A 22,938-nucleotide genomic window follows, 5' to 3' on the forward strand; every position below is an offset into this window, starting at 1 on the left:
ATAGTAGGTAGTTAAGGGAAATATATTAGACAAAACATTTCTACTTGACTACTTAACTACTTACTACTTGACTACTGAACTACTGAACTACTGAATTAACAGTTTTGATGATCGTTTTACTTCCTGAACGGAGGTCTTACCACCACCGCTTTCAATTTACGTCCCCGCATATCGATAAAAATTTCTGTTCCCAACTTGCTGTATTCCGGTTTTACATATCCCATGCCGATACCGATTTTCCTCATAGGAGACATGGTTCCCGAAGTTACAATCCCTATCTTACCACCATCCTCATCTACCAATTCATATCCATGACGAGGAATGCCACGATCGATCATCTCAAAGCCAACCAATTTACGTACGGTTCCTTCGGCCTTTTGTTTCTCAAGCATCGCACGGTTAGTAAAATTCTTCCCATCCACAAATTTCGTAATCCACCCCAACCCCGCTTCAATAGGAGATGTGGTATCATCCAAATCATTGCCGTACAAGCAAAATCCCATTTCAAGCCGAAGCGTATCACGGGCACCCAGCCCGACAGGCTTGATCCCGAATTCCTCGCCAGCTTCAAAAACTGCGTTCCATATCTTATCAGCAGCGTCCGGATAGAAATACAACTCGAAACCTCCTGCACCTGTATAACCGGTATTTGAAATAATCACGTTTTTCTCCCCGGCAAACTCACCGACTTTGAACGTATAATAGGGAATATCCGAAAGATCGATATCCGTCAGTTTCTGCAAAGCAAGAATTGCTTTCGGCCCCTGAACTGCCAACTGCGCAGTACGATCCGAAGAATTTTCAAGTTCGGCTCCTTCGGTATTATGTGCAACGCACCAATTCCAATCTTTCTCAATATTAGAAGCATTGACCACTAACAGGTATTTCTGCGGATCATACTGATACACTAACAAATCATCCACAATCCCGCCTTCTTCATTCGGAAAGCAGGTATATTGCACCTTACCGGGTGCAAGTGCAGCTACGTTGTTAGAAGTAATCTTCTGCAGAAAGGGCAACGCACCGGGACCTTTCACCCAGAACTCTCCCATATGGGATACATCGAATACACCTACGGCATTGCACACCGTGAGATGTTCGTCAATAATGCCGGAATACTCGATAGGCATATTATAGCCGGCAAATTCGTGCATCTTGGCACCCAATGCAATATGTTTGTCGGTAAACGGAGTGGTTTTCATGATTTATGAATTATGATTTATGGTTGATGAATCAAGCTTTTTGAGCAACAAGTTCCGCTATCTTCACGATCACTTTCATCGCCTTTTCCATATTCTGAACAGGCACGAATTCATAGCGACCGTGGAAATTCAATCCGCCGGCAAAGATATTGGGACAAGGCAAGCCCTTGAATGATAGCTGAGCCCCATCCGTACCACCACGAATAGGTTTCACATTCGGTTTCACTCCTACCGCTTCCATCGCTGCAAAAGCAGTATCGATAATATGCATCACAGGTTCTATCTTTTCACGCATATTATAATATTGGTCACGAAGTTCGAGCACCGCAATGTCTTCTCCGAATTCCGCATTTATTTTTCTCACCAGATGAGCCATTTCACGTTTGCGGCTTTCAAACCTCGAACGATCATGATCGCGGATTATATAAGAAAGAGTTGTCTGTTCCACATCTCCCTGAATGCCGATCAGATGATAGAACCCTTCATACCCTTCGGTATGCTCGGGCGTTTCATGACGTGGCAACATACTGATAAACTGATTGGCTATACGAATGGAATTTATCATTTTATGTCTGGCATAGCCCGGATGCACGTTACGCCCTTTGAATATGATTTTGGCCGCCGCCGCATTGAAATTCTCAAATTCCAGCTCCCCTACTTCACCGCCGTCCATCGTATAGGCCCATTCACAACCGAATTTCTCCACATCGAATTTATGTGCACCTTCACCGATTTCCTCATCAGGATTGAAACCGATACGAATTTTACCATGTTTAATTTCCGGGTGCTCTTTGAGATAAGCCATTGCAGAAACAATTTCTGCGATACCGGCCTTATCATCGGCTCCCAACAACGTTTTTCCATTGGTAACTATCAAATCTTCCCCCTTGTGGTCAAGCAATTCCGGAAATTGTGCCGGACTCAGTACTACCCGCTCTTCAGCATCAAGCACGATCTCCGAACCGTTATAATTTTCCACGATGCGCGGTGTCACATCCTTGCCACTCATATCAGGACTCGTATCCATATGGGCAATAAAACCGATAGTGGGAATTTCCTTATCCGTATTCGCCGGAAGGGTGGCGAAAAGATAACCGTGTTCGTCCAATGTAATCTCTTCCAGGCCTAAAGACTCCAGTTCCGATTTCAAATACTTGGCAAAAACCATTTGTCCCGGAGTACTGGGAGTAATCCGTGTCTCTTCACTTGATTGAGTATCAAAGCTTACATACTTCAAAAAACGTTCTACTAAAGCCATATTATTTACAATTAAAAGATTCACTATTTACAATTGACAATACATTTGCCGTAAAGGTAGAAAAAGAGCCGTGAATTGACAAGCAAATCCCGGCTCTTTTTCTATAAAATGCATTTCCACCCTATCAATGGTTTCTTTTTGATAGTACAGAATATTTTTTTATGATCATGTACATTCGTCATATTCTGACTGTTTGTTGAAATTTTCAGAAGATACCCAACCTTCTTAGTTCAGAGAAGACCATCTATATCTCACTCTATCCCTCGATTTTTAATAAATAATGCATTTTAATAAAAGTATCTTTATCTTATATGCTTTTTTTACCGAAATTATGTTATTTTTGCTCGCAATTAAACAACACCATGAACAAAAACAACCTGAAGCATAAATACATATCAGTTTCCATTATTTTGTTATTTGCCTTTATATGCGGACTAAATTACAAACAATGGCATGTCACTAATAACATGGCAACGAAACATCTCTCTCTTATCTATTCTACTGCCAAAGATGAAATTGGACATGGTAATATCGAAGAATGTTTGCAAAAAGAATTCAAAAACCAAGGGATTAAGGTAATATTCGATAAATTCTATCTTGGTTACTCTTATTCTAACCGGACAGAAGAAACCGGATGTATTGAAAAATACCTCGAATCGCTTAAAAATAAATCCATAGACCTTATTTTGCCCATAGGAGATCAGGCTACCGGTGCTTTATTATCTACCCATCACCGACTATTATCCTCTATTCCCGTGGTAGCTTGCAATGTGCATTTCCCCAATGAAAAATTGATAGCGGAATATGATTTGCAGAAAGTGTATATATTACGTGATACTCCCGACTTAAAGCGCAATATGGATTTCATTAAAACACTACACCCTCATACCGGCTTAGAGATCTTCTATAATATAGATATGACTGCTATGGGAGGTGAGTCTTTTGATATGCTCACCCACGTAGTTGAACGAAAAAACGTAAAGTTTCTAGGATATCAGAAAGAATTTACACAAGAGTCCGATTACGAGAAGCTATGGAAAATGATCGCGTACTTCAATTTAATGCCCGGCATCACAAATGACAGTTTAGCAATGAACAAGCTGACTGTCAGCCTTTGTCCGTTCCGTTATATAAAAGGAGCCTCTTTGCTGATCATGCTCGAACGCTCGAGACGTATACAGGAAGACCAAGTCTTTTTACTGGATAAATTCGATAGGATGGCTATTCCGATTGTGAATGCCTTGAACATTCCTTCTTTCAGTTGTATTCGTGAGGGATTTAATGAAAAAGCCAAAATTGTAGGCGGATATATGGCCACGAAAGAGATCTCGGCAAAAGCGGCTGTCGACTTAAGTGTCCGTCTTCTGAATAAAGAGAAAACAGGCATGCCTAAAATAAGGGATCTGAACAAAGAATATGTGCTGGATTGGACTTATTTTTCCGAATATGCAGGGCATATGCACAATGTCCCCCAAAATGTCCGCATCATTAATTATCCATTTTATGCCCATTACCAAAAGGAGCTTTATTTATTGGGGACATTGTTTGTTCTAACTTTCATTTTGATTTCCATTATTTTACTGCGCATGCACCGGCGTTCACTAATAGAACACAAAAATCTTCAAATGCTGGAAGAGGTTCAAAAGCGACTGAGTCTCTCTATGGATGGAGGACAAATCACGCTTTGGAATATTCAGGACGACATTATTGAGTTCGACGGCAATTACGGTTACCCAATGGGACTTGAACAACGAAAATTCACCAAGGATGATTTCCGGACATATATACATCCGGATGATATTCCGTTGCTGAGTTCGTTTTATGAGACGCTGCACCAATCTCCCAATATGCAAATACAACGTATTCGTTTCTGTTTCGATAAGGAGAAAGAAGACTACCAATGGTTTGAACTCCGATGCAGCAGCCTGAAAGATGCACAAGGAAAAATTATGATGGCGGGTATCATGCAGAATATCCAGAAACAGACAGAACACGAAGAACAACTCATATTGGCAAAGCAGATAGCAGAAAAAGCAGAACTAAAGCAATCGTTTCTCAATAATATGAGCCATGAGATCCGTACTCCGCTAAATGCCATCGTGGGTTTCACGAATTTACTGGTAGGCGAAGAAGCCGACAAATTAGATCCGGAAGAAAAAGCGACCATGCTCGAGCTGGTGAATCATAATAACGATTTACTATTGAAGTTAGTCAATGACGTATTGGAAATGTCTCGCATGGATTCCGGTATCACCTTTTTCGAAATGGAAGAATGTAACTTGACAGAGGTAATAAAAGAGATCTATATGACCCACCAAGGACTGATACAGCCCTCTTTAAATTTCCATCTTGAACTCGATGAAAGTGTTTCGTTACCTGTCAACACGGATCGTCTCCGCTTCACCCAAGTTATCTCCAATCTCTTGAATAATGCCAATAAGTTCACCAGCAAAGGGGAAATAACATTAGGATGTAAATTAGATAAGACCCATCATGAGGTACGCGTTTATGTAAAAGATACCGGCAAAGGTATCGATGAAAAAGAGCTCCTCATGATTTTCGACCGCTTCTATAAAATTAATGAGTTCGAGCAGGGCAGCGGTTTAGGACTTTCCATCTGTAAAGTGATTATTGAACGGTTGGGAGGACGCATAGAAGTACAGTCGGAAGTAGATAAAGGCAGTTGTTTCACGGTAATTCTATCTTTGGCAAATGCGATATAGTCTGCATAATGGAGATTTTAAAAGAAAAAAACAAACAATGAAAAGCAAAATGAAATCCTGGCAGGAATGGTTGTTATTTAGCAGTGTAATGATTTTGGTCTTTATGCTTGGAATAGGCATCTCATCCTTACTGGAGTCCAGAAAAGAAATAGCAACTATCACTTACACTCAAAAAGTAAAGATAACCGGCGTAGAAGCACGTAGCCCCCTTTTCAGCAAAAGCTATCCCCGCGAATACCAGACGTGGGCAGATACGGTAACGCCTCATTCCCTGAGCGATTTCCGAAGAGATTTTTCCGTAGATATTTTAGCACAACGTCCCGAGATGGTGGTATTATGGGCCGGTTACACCTTTTCAAAAGATTATTCCACTCCGCGCGGACATATGTATGCACTGAATGATGCCATCCATTCTCTCCGTACCGGTGCGCCCATGAAAGCGGCTGACGGTCCGCAACCCTCTTCGTGCTGGGCATGCAAAAGCCCGGATGTCCCCCGATTGATGCAAACGATCGGTGTAGATTCTTTCTACCGTCAAAAATGGGCGGCATTGGGTAGTGAGATAGTAAACCCTGTGGGGTGTGCAGATTGTCATGAACCGGAAAACATGAATCTGCATATCAGCCGTCCGGCACTTATTGAAGCATTCAGTCGTCAAGGCAAGGATGTAAACAAAGCTTCTCCACAGGAAATGCGCTCATTGGTATGCGCCCAATGCCATGCGGAATATTATTTCCAAGGAGATGAAAAACGGCTGACCTTTCCTTGGGATAAAGGTCTCACGGTAGAAAATATAGAAAAATATTACGATGAAGCTGATTTTACCGACTACATTCATAAGTTGAGCCGTGCCCTTATATTGAAAGCCCAGCACCCCGATTATGAAATATTCCGCATGGGTATCCATGCTCAGCGTGGGGTATCATGCGCCGATTGCCATATGCCATATGACGAAGAAGGGGGTATAAAGTACAGTGACCATCATATCCAAAATCCACTGGCAGTAGTGGAACGTACTTGCCAAACTTGCCACCGCGACAATAAGGAAACACTTCGTCATAACGTATATGAACGACAGCAGAAAGCTGATGAACTGCGCAATCTATTGGAAAAGGAATTGACTACAGCGCATATCGAAGCCAAGTTTGCCTGGGACAAAGGAGCTACCGAAAACGAAATGCAAGAAGCATTGACATATATTCGCCAGGCACAATGGAGATGGGATTTCGGGGTTTCTTCTCATGGCGCTTCTTTCCATGCTCCACAAGAGACCATGCGGATCTTAGGGCATGGGCTGGACAAAGCATACAAGGCACGCATGGCTATCGCCAAAGTTCTGATACGGCATGGATATTCCGATGATGTGCCGTTACCGGATATTTCCACCAAACAAAAAGCCCAGCAATATATCGGTTTGGACATTTCTACCGAAAAGGCAGCCAAAGAAAAATTCTTGAAAGAGGTGATCCCGATGTGGATACAGGAGGCGAAAGAGAATAAACGCATTGCAGGTATATAACCCGCTTTTACAATTCGATCTTATATCTTATATTAAGAAGTGCATGCTTCTACAACCCTCTGTAGAAAACATGCACTTTTCAATCTATATTTTAATTTCCAAATTCCTAAAAATGGCTGCTACCATCAAAACAATGGGTACAAACCTGACATTTGGGTAAACCGATAGCCTCTATCAAAGTTTCCAGTGTATTGAACTTCAATGAAGAAAGCCCGAAACGCTCGGCAATGACACTCACCATCTTCTCGTATTCCGGCGAACCGGTAGTGGCATATTTCTCAAGATTCTTGTTCTCGTCTCCTTCAAGTTCTTTAATAATGCGCCGGGTAATTAACTCAAGTGCATTTTTAGAAGCAGTAAAACCGACAAAAGGACAGGCATAAATCAACGGAGGGCAAGCAATGCGCATGTGTACTTCTTTCGCTCCATAATCGTAAAGTACTTTCACATTATCACGCAATTGAGTTCCACGTACAATGGAGTCGTCACAAAACAACAGACGTTTACCATTGAGCATGGCACGATTCGGTATCAGCTTCATCTTTGCCACGAGTGAACGCATCTCCTGATTACTCGGAGTAAAGCTACGCGGCCAGGTAGGTGTATATTTGGAAATAGCCCGATGATACGGCACTCCTTTCCCCTCTGCATATCCCAATGCCATACCGACACCCGAATCGGGAATACCACATGCACAATCCACCTCGAACTCATCTTTCTGTCCCATCTTCAAACCACTGGTGAAACGGACTTCTTCCACATTACGTCCTTCATAACAAGAGGTAGGAAAACCATAGTATACCCACAGGAAAGAACAGATCTGCATTCCTTCGTCCGGCTTACGCAACTGTGTGATTCCATCGGCACGCAAATGCACTATTTCACCCGGTCCCAAATACCTTTCTATCTCATAATCCAGATTCGGAAAACTACTTGACTCACTGGTAGCAGCATACGCTCCCTCTTTTTTGCCTATCACCACCGGCGTACGCCCCCACCGGTCGCGTGCAGCAATAATACCGTCTTCTGTAAGCAGAAGCATGGAGCAAGAACCTTTGATATGCTTATACACATTCTCGATACCTTCTACAAAAGTTTTTCCCTGAATGATAAGTAAAGCGATCAGCTCTGTTTGATTGGTACTGCTGGAACTCAGTTCAGCGAAATGCATATTTTTGGAGAGTAGTTCGTTTTCTAATTCTTGAAGGTTGACGATTTTTGCGACTGTAACGATGGCGAAGCGCCCGAGATGAGAATTGATAACGATAGGTTGTGCGTCTGTGTCGCTGATGATGCCGATCCCGGCATTGCCTTTGAATTTATCCAGATCGGATTCAAACTTGGTACGGAAATATGAACTTTCCAGATTGTGAATGGAACGGATAAACCCTTGCTCTTTACTATAGGTCGCAAGACCGCCCCGTTTTGTCCCCAAATGTGAATTATAATCTGTGCCGTAGAACAAATCGGTCACACAGGCCCTTTGTGAGACTGTTCCGAAAAAACCTCCCATATAAGATTCTTTTTAATTAGTGTTAGTTTTGAAAAAGATTGTGCAAAAGTACAAAAAAGAATCTGACCGGAAAAGAAATTATGAATAATGTGCCTATTGAATAATTTGCCAATATTAATAATTTGCCAATGTGTCAATGTGCCAATATGCCAATTAAAAGAATGTACTCATTAATAATGTGTCAATGTGCCAATGCATTAATGCCAATGTGCCAATCAACCGGCAAAATGAGAGCGCAGCTAATTGGCACATTGGCATATTGACACATTGGCAAATTATTTAAATTTCTTCATTTTCTTATCTGCCGGAGTAGCTTCGATAATGCTCATTGCAAAACCACCGCTACGGGCAAGTTTAGTAGAAATCTTTGTTTTGTTGGTTACCAATCCTTTTTTTATCTGGTAGGAAGTAGGATTGGATTCATAATCGGCATCTTTTCCATCGGCATAAAGAGTGGCTACATATTGTTTCCCCGGATCCAAAAAGTCTAACGTGAAAGTTGCTGTACGGGCATTTTCATCGGTAATGCCACCCACAAACCAATTATTAGTGCCTTTCGCCTTACGGGCTACGGTAATGTAATCTCCCGGTTCGGCTTCCAGATATTTGCTATCGTCCCAGTCCACTGCCACGTCTTTGATAAACTGGAAGGCATCCATGTGACGTTCATAGCTTTCGGGAAGATCGGCTGCCATCTGGAGCGGACTGTACAACGTCAGATAAAGAGCCAACTGTTTAGCCAGCGTAGTATGTACAAAACTATGCTCTCCCGTCAGGAAAGAGAGTTGCGTATCGAAGATACCCGGAGTGTAGTCCATCGGGCCACCAATCTGTCGGGTAAAAGGAAGCAGTGTGGTATGGAAAGGTTTGCTGCCGCCAAATGCTTCGTATTCGGTACCACGGGCAGATTCATTACCGATAAGATTCGGATAAGTACGGCACAGTCCGGTAGGCCGAACGGCTTCATGGGCATTTACACAAATCTTATAATCGGCGGCTTTGGTCACTGCATAGAGATAGTGATTGTTCATCCACTGTCCGTAATGATGTTCACCACGTGGGATGATATTACCCACATAACCACTCTTCACTGCATTATATCCATTGTCCACCATGAACTGATAAGCCTTGTCCATATGGCGTTCGTAATTACGTACAGAAGCAGAAGTTTCGTGGTGCATCATCAACTTCACACCTTTGCTGGCAGCGTAGGCATTCAGCATCTTCACATCAAAATCGGGATACGGAGTCACAAAATCGAATACATAATCTTTTGATTGGCCGAACCAGTCTTCCCAACCTTCGTTCCAGCCTTCTACCAATACCTGATCGAATCCGTGTTCGGCTGCAAAGTCAATATAGCGTTTCACATTTTCGTTGTTGGCACCGTGCTTACCGTTAGGTTTCGTTTTTGAATAATCCGTTTCGCCTAATTTTACGGAAGGCACATCATCCGTGTAAGCCCAACTGCTTTTTCCGGTAATCATTTCCCACCATACACCTACGTATTTCACCGGTTTAATCCAAGAAACATCTTCATATGCACAGGGTTCATTCAGATTAAGGGTCAATTTGGAGGCAAGGATGTCGCGGGCATCATCACTTACAATCACCGTACGCCACGGAGATTTGCAAGGAGCCTGCATATATCCTTTATCTCCCACAGCATCAGGAGTCAGCCATGATTCGAATACGAGATTCTTGTCGTCCAGATTCAAGTGCATACAAGAGTAATCTACCAAAGCGGCTTCATGCAGGTTGATGTAAAGACCATCGGCCGTTTTCATCTGCAAAGAGGTCTGTACGCCTGTCGGTGAAAAGGAGGTCTGTGAAGCATTGCCGGTAATAGCGCCTTTCATCAATCCGCGAATCTCCGAAAGCTTGGATTCTGTATAGTCATATTCTTGCGTGTCATAGTCACCGGGAATCCAGAAAGCTGTATGATCACCCGTCATGGCAAACTGCGAATGTTCTTCCTTGATCACAAAATAATTCAGATTCTTCTGCAATGGAAATTCGTAACGGAATCCCAAGCCATCATCGTACAAACGGAAACGGATAACGATGTTGCGTTCCTGCGCTTTCTGATCCAGCGTCACAGCTAACTCATTGTAGTGATTGCGAATGTATTTCACCTCTCCCCAAACCGGTTCCCAAGTTTCATCGAAAGTGCCGGTTTTCACGTCGGCCAGTGTAAATCCGCTCATCAATCCGGGATCATTCTTTAACTCCAATCCAAGCTTGGACGGTTTGATTACCTCCTTATTCTTATAAGAAAGTTCGTACACCGGTTCGCCTTGCGCGTTTACCGTAAAACTAAGTTTCAAAAGCCCGTTAGGAGAAGTAATACTTTCGGCCATAGTTGCTGTACTTATTAATAATAAGGAAAGCAGCAAGAAAGCCATTTTAGTGGTTAGTGTTTTCATGTGATTCATGATATGAATTTAATAAATTAATAATCGTATGGCAAAGATAAGCAGGAAACATTCAGGTTCGTTCCGCATATAAACGGAATATAAAAGAAATATCTGAAAACGTTTGCATAAACTTCTTACTATTAATAAGATAATAGAGAATAAAAAAGAGTGAAATATAAATCGAATAACAGGAAAATTTAATGATAACAGGAAAATAGCGGCGAATTTACATTAAATAAACAAGCATATAAATGTTTATATTTCGGATACAAGAAACAGGAAGGAAAGAAATAAAAGCACAATTTACACATCAAAAATAAGAGACATTTCCATCATCAGACAATCATTTGAATATCAACACATTAAACAAACCATTATTCCCCTCTACGAGAATCGACCCGTTCCCCGTAGAGAAACACATCGAGTCTCGTAGAGGAACGAACCTTTTCTCGGTGAGGAACCGACCGGATATTTATATAATATGACAAACACTTTAAGGACAGAAATAAAAGCATGTATACACTGTAACAAAATAAGAAATAAGGAAAGAGACATACACTTTACTTCAATTCTGTTTTAATAAAGGAATTCGACTAACATAATTTTCAGACATCCAAAGAAATGATTGAAGTCGTTTGATTGACAAGCCACCAAAACCTCTTTTTTTGCGAAATACAATCATTCCAGCACACCGATTTTCATAATTTCCTCTTCGAAGTTTTCCCGGTTGATAGCCTTGTTTTTCACTTTGTTCCGATAGGTATAAATCGTATTGATGGAATAATGAAGAAAGTTAGCAATTTTAGAACTGTCGTCAATGCCCAAACGGATAATTGCAAAAATTCTCAGTTCGGTATTCAACAGTTCACCCGGCTTCATTATAAAACGTTCTTCCGGTTGCAACAATCGATTGAACTCTGTTACAAAATCAGGATACAGGTGCAGGAAAGCATTGTCGAAGTTGGCATAAAATTCCTTTTGTTCCATTCCGGCAAACTGTGAAGATTTTGTAAGTTTAAGCAATTCCTCTGTTTGTCCGGCAGTGATTTTACGATTTACCGTACGACGAAAATTATCCAGTTTTTCAATATAAAGGGAGCAAAGATTAAGGAAATGTCCGATATATTCTTCCTTTATGTGATTGGCCTGCCGCAAATGACGCCGGGCAACAGAAAGTTTCTTCACCTGCTTGTATATCAGAACGACCGATATAATCAGGAAAACGGAAAGCAGGCTGACTATGATCAGAAAAAGAACCAATTGACGACGCTGGCGCTCTATCTGCAACTTATAGGCAGCATCTATCACAGGAAGCATACCCGAAATCTCGATGGTACGTAAACGCGCGTTACAGAAAATGGCATCTTCGAGCGAACGCTTGATATAATGATAAGCACGGGTTATATCACCTTGCCCGTAAAGAACAAAAGCCAGACTGGGCAAGGCGGCATTCTCCTTAACCGATGCCTTTATATCCGAAATGGTGGAGAGTATCAGATACTTTTCATACTCTTCCGGACGACCCTCGTCCCGATACAACTGTGCCAACGAAAAAGCCGCACGGGCAAAAACATTCGATTCCTCCGGCTGGCTATGTACCAATTCCTGAAATATTTTTTTAGCCTGCATGTACTGACGGGTAGCGACAAAGCGTTCGGCTTCATAAAGACGGTACTCGGGCAAAGCAGGCGAAAGAACGGTCAATAGCGAATCCCTGTATTTATTTTGGAGTGCTGCATACTTTGCAACATAGGCGCTATCGTGAGAATAACTGGCCAGAAAAGAATTCAACTGCCGCCCGCAATTATAAAAAGCCGGTAACAAGCTATCGGGAAGCGTGGTACGATTGATGCCGTGCAACCTGTCCCAAGCCTCTTTATACATTCCGGAAACAGACAAGACAGATACCTGGCAAAGCCGAATCTCATCCGCCCAAGAGACATTATGCAAAGAATCGGCTATCGACAAACTACGGTCGAAATATGCCATGGCCGAATCCGATACAAAAAGTTCATACTCCGTCCCTAACCTCTTATTGAGACGGAATTTTTGTTGCAAAGTCAACGACGGCCGGGTCAGTAGCCGTTTCAAACTATCGATACGGCCTTCTTTTTGTTTCATATATATCTGTTGCTGGTCCAACACCTTATCCAACCGAACGAGAATGGTATCCGTTCCCTTACCCGCACACACGGAAAGAACGCCCCAAAAGAGTGATATCATTACAACAACCAATCGTCTCATAGCCTGTTTTTTCGCATAAGCGTTCAAAAGTACAAAATTTATCCCAAAATATCCCCTCCTTTGCCATATGAAATGCAGGCAACCCTTCAACATCCTACAAATAAATTTGTTTTCGCTTTCGGTTTGTTGTACTTTTGCCTGAACTTGTATGCATAAAAAATGAAAGAAGCAATTTATATATTCATTGGAGGCGGTGCCGGAAGCGTACTCCGCTATCTGGCGCAAATAGGACTCAACGAACGGATGTCCGGCATCGGATTCCCGTTTTCATGGGGAACATTTGCCGTAAACATCATCGGGAGTTTCTTTATCGGCCTGTTCTATTCCGTATCCGAGCGCTGGAACCTGCCTATGGAAATGAGACTCTTTCTCACAACAGGCCTATGCGGGGGCTTTACCACATTTTCCACTTTCTCCAATGACGGGCTAAGCCTGCTGAAAGGAGAGTTTTACGGTACCTTCCTGCTCTATTTTTTTCTAAGCGTTGTTTTGGGATTAGTAGCCGTACTGGCCGGTGGATTCACCGGGAAATTATTAGGATAACTTAAAAAAGAGATAGAGAGAATGAGAACGACTAAAACTGCCAAAGCGTCCATTATACGCATCGCACCTCCCATTGTGGAAGAACCATCCGAAAGTCTCGAACCATTGAAAGAACTCTTTGAAAACGAAGAAACCGCATACCGGCTTTCCTTCACCAAAAGTATGGAAACGGGAATCTACGCTTCCTACCGGAGTATCAAAGAGTGTGCTTTCAGTAACATCACTTTTATTGATTCCGCTTTCAAATCGGCCCAAATATCCGATGTTGTTTTCCGGCAATGCGATTTCTCCAACATTTCTTTCGCCGGAAGCTCCTTCTACCGGGTAGAGTTCATCGACTGCAAATTGATGGGAACCAATTTCGGAGAGTCTACATTCAATCATGTACGGATGATAAATTGTAACAGCCGGTACATCAACCTCGCCATGAGCAAAACGAATCAGATGCAATTTAGCCGGTGCGACTTACAGAACGGCAGCCTTAACGACTGCCGCTTACAAGCGACCGCATTCGAACACTGTTCGCTGATACAAGCAGACTTCTCGCATACGCGTCTGCGGAGCATAGACTTGCGTACTTCGCGTATCAATGGCCTGCAAATCAATATTTCCGACCTGCAAGGCGCAATCGTCAGTTCCATACAGGCAATGGAGCTACTTCCATTGTTGGGAGTAGTCATCAATGACGACTTCCACCAGTAAATAATTTCCCCAAACATTAGTAGACAAGCAGGCGTACCTGTTGCCCAATTTCAAAATTTATCAGTTTATAACTTTCATTATAACACCGGGAAGCGAACCAATTCCCTCCTTTCATTGTTATTTAAATACTAACTAATAGGGAACAAAACAGGGCAGAATTACCTATTCATAGTGATTCCCCACTTCCCGGATAGTGAGTACATTTGCAAGTATCTAAAATATAAGAGAAACAATGAAAATAGAAAAAATTATCGGACGTGAAATCCTCGACTCCAGAGGTAACCCCACAGTGGAAGTAGACGTAGTATTGGAATCAGGTATCATGGGACGTGCATCCGTTCCATCAGGTGCGTCAACCGGTGAACACGAAGCACTGGAATTGCGTGACGGTGACAAAAAACGTTACGGTGGAAAAGGTGTACTGAAAGCCGTAGAAAACGTAAACAATATTATCGCCCCGCATCTTATCGGCATGTCTTCTCTCGACCAGATGGGTATCGACCATGCCATGCTGGCACTGGACGGAACAAAAACCAAATCGAATCTGGGCGCTAATGCCATCCTCGGCGTATCACTTGCCGTAGCCAAAGCGGCAGCCAGCTATCTCGATATTCCTCTTTACAGATATATCGGTGGAACCAATACTTATGTATTGCCTGTTCCGATGATGAATATTATCAATGGCGGTTCACACAGTGACGCCCCGATCGCTTTTCAGGAATTTATGATCCGCCCTGTAGGTGCAAATTCATTCAAAGAAGGATTGCGCATGGGTGCAGAAGTATTCCACGCATTGAAGAAAGTATTAAAAGATCGCGGACTTAGTACTGCCGTAGGTGATGAAGGCGGTTTCGCTCCCAACCTCGAAGGTACCGAAGATGCACTGAATTCGATCATTGCCGCCATCAAAGCTGCCGGATACGAACCGGGTAAAGATGTAATGATTGCCATGGACTGTGCTTCTTCCGAATTCTACCACGACGGCATCTACGATTATACCAAGTTCGAAGGGGACAAAGGTAAAAAACGTACAGCCGACGAACAGATAGACTATTTGGAGAAACTGATCAACGAATACCCGATCGATTCTATCGAAGACGGTATGAGCGAAAATGACTGGGAAGGTTGGAGAAAACTGACCGAACGTATCGGTAGCCGCTGCCAGTTGGTAGGTGACGACTTGTTCGTAACCAATGTAGACTTCTTGGCTATGGGTATCGAAAAAGGTTGTGCCAACTCTATCCTGATCAAAGTAAACCAAATCGGTTCATTGACAGAAACATTGAATGCTATCGAAATGGCTCATCGTCATGGTTACACTACCGTAACTTCCCACCGTTCCGGTGAAACGGAAGACGCAACGATTGCAGACATTGCCGTAGCAACCAACAGTGGACAGATCAAAACCGGTTCATTGAGCCGTTCAGACCGTATGGCCAAATACAACCAACTTCTCCGTATTGAAGAAGAACTGGGCGACCGTGCCGTATACGGATACAAACGTTTGAAATAATTAAAACTGTTTGATAGATAATAAAGAGAGGTTTAGCTTTAGGAATATATTCCGGCTAAACCTCTCTTTTTATATTAAGAAGATAAAAATCTTCGTTTGATTACGAAAACGATACTTTATCAATCATCTTCCGACCTACTCCATCACAATCTTATAAGTTTTCTGTTTTCCCGGAACCCCCGTTTCTATCCGGATCAGAACAACTTTCTCATTCAACGGACTCAAATCGAAATAGTTTCTACCTCCGGCAATCCCGTTTATTTTCTGCAATAGGGTTCCTCCCAATGTATAAAATGCCGCTTTCAAGCAATCCTCAGTTTCAATAACCACACGCTTGGCCTGTTTGTCGTAATAGCAACGGACAGAAGCATCATCTACTTTCTCTAAAGAAGTAATCTGATCCCAGTCTCCTTGCTGAAATCCGGAACTCATAGACTCATTGCAAACCACAATCGTCTCTCCCATCGAACTTTGTGCCCGTTCATCCTGGCTACCCCAACAACCGAAGCTCTCTTGGGCACAGACAAACCCGCACCACATTAATAATAGATACAGAATACTAATCTTTCTCATAATTAATAACCGGGATTTTGAGTTAGGTTCGGATTCTTACTGATTTCACTTTCCGGTATAGGCAACAATGAACGGAAACCCGAAATTTTTAAATAAGAGGCTGTATTTCCCAAAACCTGTAAGATAAAGCGTCCTTTACCCTCTCCATGTAGTTTATCCAAATAAATCTGTGCTACAGAATCATCCGTAAGCACTGTATCTACAGATATATTACATCCGATTTCCATAAATATTCGTTTCGCCTCTTCCATTCTCCCTGTTTTATACAATGCCACCGCATTTACCAAAAACGAATCGATCGAACTGTAAGGAGAAAGAACCGGAGTGGAGTTTTCTATTTGTCTCATCGCATTTTCCCAACGACCCAACAACAGATATGCCTGTGACATCACAAAAAAAGCATCATTTTTTGAAAAATACCCATTACCGTTTTCCACAGGTAAATATACCCCTGCTTGAGCAAGATCTTCAATAACGAAATTCAATACCTCTTCTTTATTTACACGAGAAAGATTCAATTCTTCATTCTGTATATCCAAACTCACTGGAACATCACCAAAAGTTTCTACCAATTTCATGTATGCCTCGGCACGCAATGCACGGGCTTCTCCCTTTGCCGTATTAGCCCATTCAGTTTGAGGCATGGATACCATAATCAGCATATTGGTGTGAGTAATATAAGCATACATCTCCGCCCAGATCATTTCCAACTGACGATTGGATGCCGTAAAAGTATGATTATAAAACTCAGGAAGTTCATCATTCTGTTTTACATACGAATTATCTATAGCTTTCAGTTTTTGCATCCACTGCTGCCGATTCGCATAAACCATATTCAAGAAAGATCGTGTATCCGATTCACTCTGCCATGTTGTTTCCTCACTCGTCCCCGGATCTTTACTTGTTTCCACCTTGTATTCGAAAGTATATTCTTTAGTTATTCCGGCATTGTTGGAAACTTTCAGCACCAAAGGGTAATTCTTCGACTGTACACTTTCCGAACAAGACATACGAATCTTAAAAGAAGTACCATAAACAGACTTTCCACCATACTCAACTGTATAAGTCATTCCAGCCGGACATCCTTCCAACTGCACATTGATATCTTGCTTTTCTTCGTTCAAAAAGAATACCTGCACCCATCCCCACGAATCTTCGTCGGACATCGTTTCACCATTCAATGGATTCGGCACTTCATCAAAAATCAATCTAAAGTCAGCTTTCCGCACAACTTCCCCCGATCTTGCCGCATAAAGAGCATAAGGAACAGACATCATCTGCTGAGTAGAAACTTCCGTATAATTAGAACCACCCTCTGTATCAACCTCTACCTTTATAAAATACGAATCGTCATATCACTGAATCGCGCTAAAATTGCCTTCCGAAGTACCATGCCCCAGAATCAGATTCAAAACACCGTATTTGTTGGTCAACGCCGTATGTGTTTCCATATAAACAGTTTGTCCTTCAATTCCTCCTTTCAGAATAGAGAATCGGACCGATACATTTTTCTCCGCTACAATTTGCAGTTGGGCATCCCTTATCACCGCCTGATAATTTACTCCATATGGAACTTGGGCTGAAACTGTAGCCCCTAACAATAAAAAGAATAAAATGAAAGTCGTGATTTTATTCATAACAATAATGCAATTAATATTTAAAAATTATATTGTTTGTACTGGCAAAAATACAGCATTTCATAAAATCAGCCAATAGGTTGGCTCAATCATCGTAGTAAACAAAAAAACACCTCGGAGATACCGAGATGCTTTCTTTAATTTTGAGCCTCTTGTCGGATTCGAACCAACGACCCCGAGATTACAAATCACGTGCTCTGGCCAACTGAGCTAAAGAGGCGGGTGGGTAAGCTTACTATATCGCGCCGCTACAACCAACTACCTTTGCTGCGATCAAGCCCTGGAGGATTCGAAGGGAGCTGGCCGTATAGGACTTACCCGTTTTGCGGTTGCAAAGGTACATCTTTTTCTTTAATCTGCAATAGCTAATATACATTTTTTCTACAAAAAAGAAACAAAGCGCTACCTTTCAACCGCTTAGCAAACAAAAAATAATTCTATCCCCGCTACTTTCCGGGCTTTATTAACTTTAACAGGCTTATCTCCCCTATCAAACAATATTATTTGTACCTTTGTGCGCTATTTTAAATGAAAAAATGACAGAAAACAGAAATTACTTACAGAAATACGCCATGCATTTCGGTACATATATGGGGATGTATTGGATACTGAAATTTATTTTATTTCCGCTGGGATTCACTATTCCGTTCCTTTTGTTCTTATTTATGTGTCTTACCCTCGCGGTGCCCTTTTTAGGATATCACTATGCCAAAATGTATAGAAACAAAATATGTGGAGGCACAATCGGCTTTGCCCATGCATGTCTTTTCACCTTGTTTATGTACATGTTCGCTTCGCTGCTCGTGGCAGTGGCTCATTATATTTATTTCCAATTCATCGATCATGGATTTATCATGAATCAATATGTGAACCTGATGCAACAAGTGACGACAGAGCTTCCCGGAATGGCAAATGAAAAAGAAATGCTTAAGAATGCAATAGACAGTGCACAAGCGTTATCTCCAATCGATATAACCATGCAGCTTCTATCCAGCGATGTATTTTTTGGCAGTTTAATCGCTATTCCTACCGCACTGTTTGTGATGAAGAGAAGTAGAAACACACCTGCGGGAACGGCAGAGCCCCCACAGGGATAATTCATTAATCATAATTCATTAAAAAGATGGATATATCTGTAGTGATCCCTTTGTTCAACGAGGAGGAATCGATTCCTGAACTGTTTGCCTGGATTGAACGAGTAATGAAAGCCAATGGTTTTTCATACGAAGTCATCTTTGTCAACGATGGTAGTACGGACCGTTCGTGGGAGATTATCGAACAACTCAAAAGCCAGTCTCCATTCGTAAAAGGAATAAAGTTCCGCCGTAACTACGGCAAATCACCGGCCTTATACTGCGGATTCAAAGAGGCGGAAGGGGATGTTGTCATCACCATGGATGCCGACCTGCAAGATAGCCCCGACGAAATACCGGAGCTCTACCGCATGATCACAGAAGACGGTTACGACCTCGTATCCGGCTGGAAACAAAAAAGATATGATCCACTCTCCAAAACCATACCGACCAAACTATTCAATGCTACGGCCCGTAAAGTATCGGGTATCAAAAACCTGCACGACTTCAATTGCGGACTGAAAGCCTATCGCAAAGTAGTAGTAAAAAATATCGAGGTATATGGCGAAATGCACCGCTACATCCCCTATCTGGCCAAAAATGCCGGATTCAAGAAGATAGGAGAAAAAGTAGTCCATCACCAGGCACGTAAATTCGGTAAAACTAAGTTCGGTGGCTTGAACCGCTTCTTCAACGGGTATCTGGATTTAATTTCACTCTGGTTCTTATCTGCATTCGGAGTAAAACCGATGCACTTTTTCGGTCTTTTGGGTTCGCTGATGTTCATCTTCGGATTCATCTCCGTAATAATAGTGGGCGCTACCAAACTATATCATATGCACAACGGCATGGCTTACCGATTGGTGACCGACTCTCCCTATTTTTATCTGTCGCTCACAGCCATGATCATAGGAACCCAGCTATTTATGGCCGGTTTTTTAGGTGAACTGATTTCGCGCACCTCTCCGGAACGTAATAATTATCAGATAGAAAAAATAATATAAAAAGAACCCGAACCGTAAAATGATGAATATATGAAGAATTTAATCCGACTTTTTTTAATCCTCTTTGTTGCAGGTATTGCCATTGGGACGCACACTTCATGTTCCGAAGACAGTGATTGTTCCATCGCCGGACGTGCCATGATCAACTGTACGCTCTACAGGATGCCGGCTCCGTCAGAAACAATTTTACAAAATGACACGTTGGATTCATTGACGGTAACTGCCCTCGGAACCGATTCTATCATTATAAACAATCAGAAGAAAGTGCACACTTTATCACTACCTTTGCGCTTTACATCGGATTCTACCGTATTTATCTTCTATTATGCATACCGGGAAGATCCGACTTTATGTGATACGGTATACATCAAGCAGGATAATACCCCCTATTTTGAATCGATGGATTGCGGATATAGCATGAAACAAAGTATACTCGGACTTGGGCACAGCGAAGTAGAATTAGACTCCATATACATAAGTAATAAACAAGCCAACACTGATGGGACAGAAAATCTTAAGTTATTCTACCGCAATCGCGATTAGTCTGCTTCTACTCTTACCGGCAGGATTTACGGTACATGCCCAGCAACGGCCATATGTTAATCCCACTCCGAAAAGAGATCAGAAAAAAAACGTAAAGGAAGAGCCGAAGGAGATTGTTCCGTTATACAACGGTACCTATATTGGTGTGGATTTATATGGCATAGGAAGTAAACTTTTAGGAGGCGACCTTCTCAGTTCGGAGATTAACGTGGCGGTGAACTTAAAAAACATGTTTTTACCAACCGTAGACGTAGGTTTTGGCACGACAGATTCTTGGAGCGATACCGGTATTCATTATAAAAGTTCCGCTCCTTTCTTCCGTATCGGAGTAGATTATAACACCATGGCCAAGAAAAAAGAGAAAAACAGTTTTTTATATGTCGGACTTCGCTATGGTTTCAGCCATATGAAATACGATATCAGCAGTCTGGCAATACAAGACCCGGCATTCGGTGGCGAGATGGGAAATCCGAGTCAGGAAGACGGTATTTGGGGGGGTAGTGTCCCTTACGATCATCCGGGGCAAAAAGCGACTATGCAATGGTTCGAATTCGTGGCAGGAGTACGGGTACAGATTTATAAAAGTTTTTATATGGGATGGGCTGTCCGGATGAAATATAAACTCTCGGCATCAGTAAGCGAATACGGCAATCCATGGATGGTACCCGGATTCGGAAAATACAACTCTAACAACATGGGAGTGACTTACTCTTTAATATATAAACTACCTTATTAAACACAATGACAGGATTAGAAGTCTGGCTGCTTGCAATTGGCTTAGCGATGGATTGTTTCGCTGTTTCTATTGCGAGCGGTATTATTTTGAAACGCATCCAATGGCGACCAATGTTCGTGATGGCTCTATTTTTCGGTGTTTTCCAAGCATTAATGCCGCTGTTAGGTTGGACAGGCGCCAGCACATTCAGTCACCTTATCGAAAGTGTAGACCATTGGATAGCCTTTGCCATTCTTGCTTTTCTGGGTGGGCATATGGTGCGGGAATCTTTTAAGGAAGAAGATTGTCGTCATGATTTCAACCCGACCAGCTTAAAAGTCGTACTCACAATGGCCATAGCCACCAGTATCGATGCTTTAGCCGTCGGCATATCCTTTGCTTTTCTGGGCATCCGTGATTTCTCTGCCATCCTCTCCCCTATCTGTATTATCGGATTTGTATCATTCGCCCTGTCGATGGCGGGCTTAATCTTCGGCATAAAATGCGGTTGCGGATTTGCACGAAAACTGCGTGCCGAACTATGGGGAGGCATCATACTGATGATCATCGGAGTCAAGATCTTAATTGAACATTTATTTTTCAGCTAACGAATAAAGAATGATATGAAAGCAAAAAAAAGTTTTATCTGGTTAGGCATTCTTCTGCTGGCAACAATCTGGATATTGGTTCGTAAAAACAACGTCCCTTACCACAGCATCAACGGATTGGTATTCGGAACGATTTATAACATCACTTATCAATATGATGGCGATCTGAAATCGGAGATAGAAGCCGAATTAAAACGGTTCGACGGTTCACTCTCACCCTTCAATGACACTTCCATTATTTCACGCATCAACCGGAATGAAGAAATTGTAACAGACAGTTTTTTTCAAACCTGTTTCAATCGTTCCATGGAGATATCGGAAGAAACCAATGGCGCTTTCGACATCACAATCGCCCCTCTGGCAAATGTCTGGGGATTCGGTTTTAAAAAGGGAGAGTTTCCGGATTCAATGAAAATAGACAGCCTGCTGCAAATCACCGATTATAAAAAGGTAAAACTGGTTGACGGCAGGGTAGTAAAAGAAGATCCGCGTATCATGCTCAGTTGCAGTGCCGTCGCTAAAGGTTATTCGGTAGATGTCGTAGCACGCCTGCTTGAAAAAAAAGGTATTCAGAATTATATGGTAGATATCGGTGGGGAAATTGTTGCCAAAGGAAAAAATTCACGCAACGGGCTATGGCGCATCGGTATCAATAAGCCGATAGACGACTCATTGTCCGTCAATCAGGAAATACAAACCATACTTGAACTAAGCGATGCAGGACTTGCCACATCGGGAAATTACCGTAATTTTTATTATAAAGACGGAAAAAAGTATGCACACACCATTGATCCGCGAACAGGATATCCGGTACAACACAATATCCTTTCCGCTACCGTCATTGCCGAAGATTGCATGACAGCAGATGCCTTGGCTACAGCTTTCATGGTGATGGGGCTGGAAGAAGCATCCGCCTTTGCCAATGCACATCCGGCAATAGACGCTTATTTTATCTATAGTGACGAAAACGGAAAATTCCAGACTTTCTTTACAGACGGAATGAAAAAGTATATGCCCGCTAAATAATTCGGGGCATAAAGTATCTTTTTTTCACTAAATGAGCGCATCTGATAAATATATCTTTTGGCAACTCCGACTCATGCCGTACAAAAGTATATACTATTATATGATGAAAGTGTATACTTTTATAT

The 22,938-nt window shown here is 42.2% G+C and carries 19 protein-coding genes and 1 tRNA gene; 11 read left to right on the forward strand and 9 right to left on the reverse strand.

Features of this window, described 5'->3' with window-relative positions; genetic code table 11:
- Positions 1–116: 116 nt before the first annotated feature.
- Both gcvT and pepT read right to left on the reverse strand, forming a co-directional pair.
- On the reverse strand, positions 117–1,202 hold the full coding sequence (gcvT, locus tag HMPREF1532_RS02590) for a glycine cleavage system aminomethyltransferase GcvT (protein WP_005924398.1): 1,086 nt from the start codon (positions 1,200–1,202) through the stop codon (positions 117–119).
- A 31-nt stretch (positions 1,203–1,233) separates the two neighbouring features.
- Entirely contained in the window at positions 1,234–2,460 is a 1,227-nt protein-coding gene (gene pepT, locus HMPREF1532_RS02595) for a peptidase T (protein ID WP_005924400.1), read from the reverse strand.
- A 362-nt stretch (positions 2,461–2,822) separates the two neighbouring features.
- On the opposite strand from pepT, the gene HMPREF1532_RS02600 reads away from it, so the two are divergent.
- Together HMPREF1532_RS02600 and nrfA are read left to right on the forward strand one after the other, a co-directional pair.
- Positions 2,823–5,183, forward strand: coding sequence for a sensor histidine kinase (locus HMPREF1532_RS02600; protein ID WP_025819218.1), 2,361 nt, complete (start codon positions 2,823–2,825; stop codon positions 5,181–5,183).
- Positions 5,184–5,220: 37 nt separating this feature from the next.
- Positions 5,221–6,702 carry an ammonia-forming cytochrome c nitrite reductase gene (gene nrfA / locus HMPREF1532_RS02605; RefSeq protein ID WP_005924406.1) on the forward strand — a complete coding sequence of 494 codons (1,482 nt, stop codon included), beginning with the start codon at positions 5,221–5,223 and terminating at the stop codon, positions 6,700–6,702.
- Between the two features lie 106 nt (positions 6,703–6,808).
- Here nrfA and HMPREF1532_RS02610 read toward each other — a convergent pair whose 3' ends face one another.
- The 3 genes from HMPREF1532_RS02610 to HMPREF1532_RS02620 form a co-directional block, all read right to left on the reverse strand.
- Positions 6,809–8,215, reverse strand: a complete 1,407-nt coding sequence (locus tag HMPREF1532_RS02610) for an amidophosphoribosyltransferase (protein WP_005924409.1) — start codon at positions 8,213–8,215, stop codon at positions 6,809–6,811.
- 275 nt (positions 8,216–8,490) lie between these two features.
- On the reverse strand, positions 8,491–10,650 hold the full coding sequence (locus HMPREF1532_RS02615) for a glycoside hydrolase family 97 protein (RefSeq protein ID WP_025819219.1): 2,160 nt from the start codon (positions 10,648–10,650) through the stop codon (positions 8,491–8,493).
- A gap of 660 nt (positions 10,651–11,310) precedes the next feature.
- Positions 11,311–12,876: a DUF6377 domain-containing protein gene (locus HMPREF1532_RS02620; protein WP_025819220.1), complete on the reverse strand. Its 1,566-nt coding sequence runs from the start codon at positions 12,874–12,876 to the stop codon at positions 11,311–11,313.
- Between the two features lie 159 nt (positions 12,877–13,035).
- Between HMPREF1532_RS02620 and crcB the strand changes: the two genes are divergently transcribed.
- From crcB to eno, 3 genes are all read left to right on the forward strand, one after another.
- Positions 13,036–13,419: a fluoride efflux transporter CrcB gene (gene crcB, locus HMPREF1532_RS02625; RefSeq protein WP_005924417.1), complete on the forward strand. Its 384-nt coding sequence runs from the start codon at positions 13,036–13,038 to the stop codon at positions 13,417–13,419.
- 21 nt (positions 13,420–13,440) lie between these two features.
- Entirely contained in the window at positions 13,441–14,121 is a 681-nt protein-coding gene (locus HMPREF1532_RS02630) for a pentapeptide repeat-containing protein (protein ID WP_005924420.1), read from the forward strand.
- A 232-nt stretch (positions 14,122–14,353) separates the two neighbouring features.
- Positions 14,354–15,634, forward strand: coding sequence for a phosphopyruvate hydratase (gene eno, locus HMPREF1532_RS02635; protein WP_005924423.1), 1,281 nt, complete (start codon positions 14,354–14,356; stop codon positions 15,632–15,634).
- A gap of 135 nt (positions 15,635–15,769) precedes the next feature.
- Here the strand turns inward: eno and HMPREF1532_RS02640 are convergent, their stop codons facing one another.
- The 4 genes from HMPREF1532_RS02640 to HMPREF1532_RS02650 all read right to left on the reverse strand — a co-directional run bounded on the left by HMPREF1532_RS02640 (position 15,770) and on the right by HMPREF1532_RS02650 (position 18,064).
- Positions 15,770–16,207 (reverse strand): hypothetical protein, encoded by a 438-nt coding sequence (locus HMPREF1532_RS02640; protein ID WP_005924426.1) that lies wholly within the window; start codon positions 16,205–16,207, stop codon positions 15,770–15,772.
- A 2-nt stretch (positions 16,208–16,209) separates the two neighbouring features.
- Entirely contained in the window at positions 16,210–17,484 is a 1,275-nt protein-coding gene (locus HMPREF1532_RS02645; protein ID WP_148301692.1) for a RagB/SusD family nutrient uptake outer membrane protein, read from the reverse strand.
- A gap of 78 nt (positions 17,485–17,562) precedes the next feature.
- A complete protein-coding gene (locus tag HMPREF1532_RS20515) occupies positions 17,563–17,844 on the reverse strand; it encodes a hypothetical protein (RefSeq protein WP_005924430.1) in 282 nt (93 codons plus the stop codon).
- A 146-nt stretch (positions 17,845–17,990) separates the two neighbouring features.
- A tRNA-Thr gene (locus HMPREF1532_RS02650) sits at positions 17,991–18,064 on the reverse strand.
- Between the two features lie 316 nt (positions 18,065–18,380).
- On the opposite strand from HMPREF1532_RS02650, the gene HMPREF1532_RS02655 reads away from it, so the two are divergent.
- The 6 genes from HMPREF1532_RS02655 to HMPREF1532_RS02680 are packed head-to-tail and all read left to right on the forward strand — an operon-like array spanning position 18,381 to position 22,813.
- The gene (locus HMPREF1532_RS02655) at positions 18,381–18,941 is read left to right on the forward strand and encodes a DUF4199 domain-containing protein (protein ID WP_005924432.1); all 561 of its coding nucleotides are present in this window, start codon (positions 18,381–18,383) and stop codon (positions 18,939–18,941) included.
- A 26-nt stretch (positions 18,942–18,967) separates the two neighbouring features.
- Positions 18,968–19,921, forward strand: a complete 954-nt coding sequence (locus HMPREF1532_RS02660; RefSeq protein WP_005924435.1) for a glycosyltransferase family 2 protein — start codon at positions 18,968–18,970, stop codon at positions 19,919–19,921.
- A 30-nt stretch (positions 19,922–19,951) separates the two neighbouring features.
- Positions 19,952–20,464 (forward strand): DUF6452 family protein, encoded by a 513-nt coding sequence (locus HMPREF1532_RS02665; protein WP_005924437.1) that lies wholly within the window; start codon positions 19,952–19,954, stop codon positions 20,462–20,464.
- Positions 20,421–21,200 carry a DUF6048 family protein gene (locus HMPREF1532_RS02670; protein WP_005924440.1) on the forward strand — a complete coding sequence of 260 codons (780 nt, stop codon included), beginning with the start codon at positions 20,421–20,423 and terminating at the stop codon, positions 21,198–21,200. Before HMPREF1532_RS02665 ends, HMPREF1532_RS02670 begins: the two co-directional genes overlap by 44 nt.
- Before the next feature lie 5 nt (positions 21,201–21,205).
- The gene (locus HMPREF1532_RS02675) at positions 21,206–21,787 is read left to right on the forward strand and encodes a manganese efflux pump MntP (RefSeq protein ID WP_005924442.1); all 582 of its coding nucleotides are present in this window, start codon (positions 21,206–21,208) and stop codon (positions 21,785–21,787) included.
- Positions 21,788–21,802: 15 nt separating this feature from the next.
- Positions 21,803–22,813, forward strand: coding sequence for an FAD:protein FMN transferase (locus HMPREF1532_RS02680; RefSeq protein WP_005924444.1), 1,011 nt, complete (start codon positions 21,803–21,805; stop codon positions 22,811–22,813).
- Positions 22,814–22,938: the final 125 nt, after the last annotated feature.

This window comes from Bacteroides salyersiae WAL 10018 = DSM 18765 = JCM 12988, assembly GCF_000381365.1.
In the GTDB taxonomy this organism is placed as follows: Bacteria; Bacteroidota; Bacteroidia; order Bacteroidales; family Bacteroidaceae; genus Bacteroides; species Bacteroides salyersiae.

Coding starts and splice junctions, on each gene's coding strand:
- gcvT (WP_005924398.1), bottom strand. CDS start 1,202: ATGAAAACCACTCCGTTTACCGACAAACATATTGCATTGGGTGCCAAG.
- pepT (WP_005924400.1), bottom strand. CDS start 2,460: ATGGCTTTAGTAGAACGTTTTTTGAAGTATGTAAGCTTTGATACTCAA.
- HMPREF1532_RS02600 (WP_025819218.1), top strand. CDS start 2,823: ATGAACAAAAACAACCTGAAGCATAAATACATATCAGTTTCCATTATT.
- nrfA (WP_005924406.1), top strand. CDS start 5,221: ATGAAAAGCAAAATGAAATCCTGGCAGGAATGGTTGTTATTTAGCAGT.
- HMPREF1532_RS02610 (WP_005924409.1), bottom strand. CDS start 8,215: ATGGGAGGTTTTTTCGGAACAGTCTCACAAAGGGCCTGTGTGACCGAT.
- HMPREF1532_RS02615 (WP_025819219.1), bottom strand. CDS start 10,650: ATGAATCACATGAAAACACTAACCACTAAAATGGCTTTCTTGCTGCTT.
- HMPREF1532_RS02620 (WP_025819220.1), bottom strand. CDS start 12,876: ATGAGACGATTGGTTGTTGTAATGATATCACTCTTTTGGGGCGTTCTT.
- crcB (WP_005924417.1), top strand. CDS start 13,036: ATGAAAGAAGCAATTTATATATTCATTGGAGGCGGTGCCGGAAGCGTA.
- HMPREF1532_RS02630 (WP_005924420.1), top strand. CDS start 13,441: ATGAGAACGACTAAAACTGCCAAAGCGTCCATTATACGCATCGCACCT.
- eno (WP_005924423.1), top strand. CDS start 14,354: ATGAAAATAGAAAAAATTATCGGACGTGAAATCCTCGACTCCAGAGGT.
- HMPREF1532_RS02640 (WP_005924426.1), bottom strand. CDS start 16,207: ATGAGAAAGATTAGTATTCTGTATCTATTATTAATGTGGTGCGGGTTT.
- HMPREF1532_RS02645 (WP_148301692.1), bottom strand. CDS start 17,484: ATGATGTCTGTTCCTTATGCTCTTTATGCGGCAAGATCGGGGGAAGTT.
- HMPREF1532_RS20515 (WP_005924430.1), bottom strand. CDS start 17,844: ATGAATAAAATCACGACTTTCATTTTATTCTTTTTATTGTTAGGGGCT.
- HMPREF1532_RS02655 (WP_005924432.1), top strand. CDS start 18,381: ATGACAGAAAACAGAAATTACTTACAGAAATACGCCATGCATTTCGGT.
- HMPREF1532_RS02660 (WP_005924435.1), top strand. CDS start 18,968: ATGGATATATCTGTAGTGATCCCTTTGTTCAACGAGGAGGAATCGATT.
- HMPREF1532_RS02665 (WP_005924437.1), top strand. CDS start 19,952: ATGAAGAATTTAATCCGACTTTTTTTAATCCTCTTTGTTGCAGGTATT.
- HMPREF1532_RS02670 (WP_005924440.1), top strand. CDS start 20,421: ATGGGACAGAAAATCTTAAGTTATTCTACCGCAATCGCGATTAGTCTG.
- HMPREF1532_RS02675 (WP_005924442.1), top strand. CDS start 21,206: ATGACAGGATTAGAAGTCTGGCTGCTTGCAATTGGCTTAGCGATGGAT.
- HMPREF1532_RS02680 (WP_005924444.1), top strand. CDS start 21,803: ATGAAAGCAAAAAAAAGTTTTATCTGGTTAGGCATTCTTCTGCTGGCA.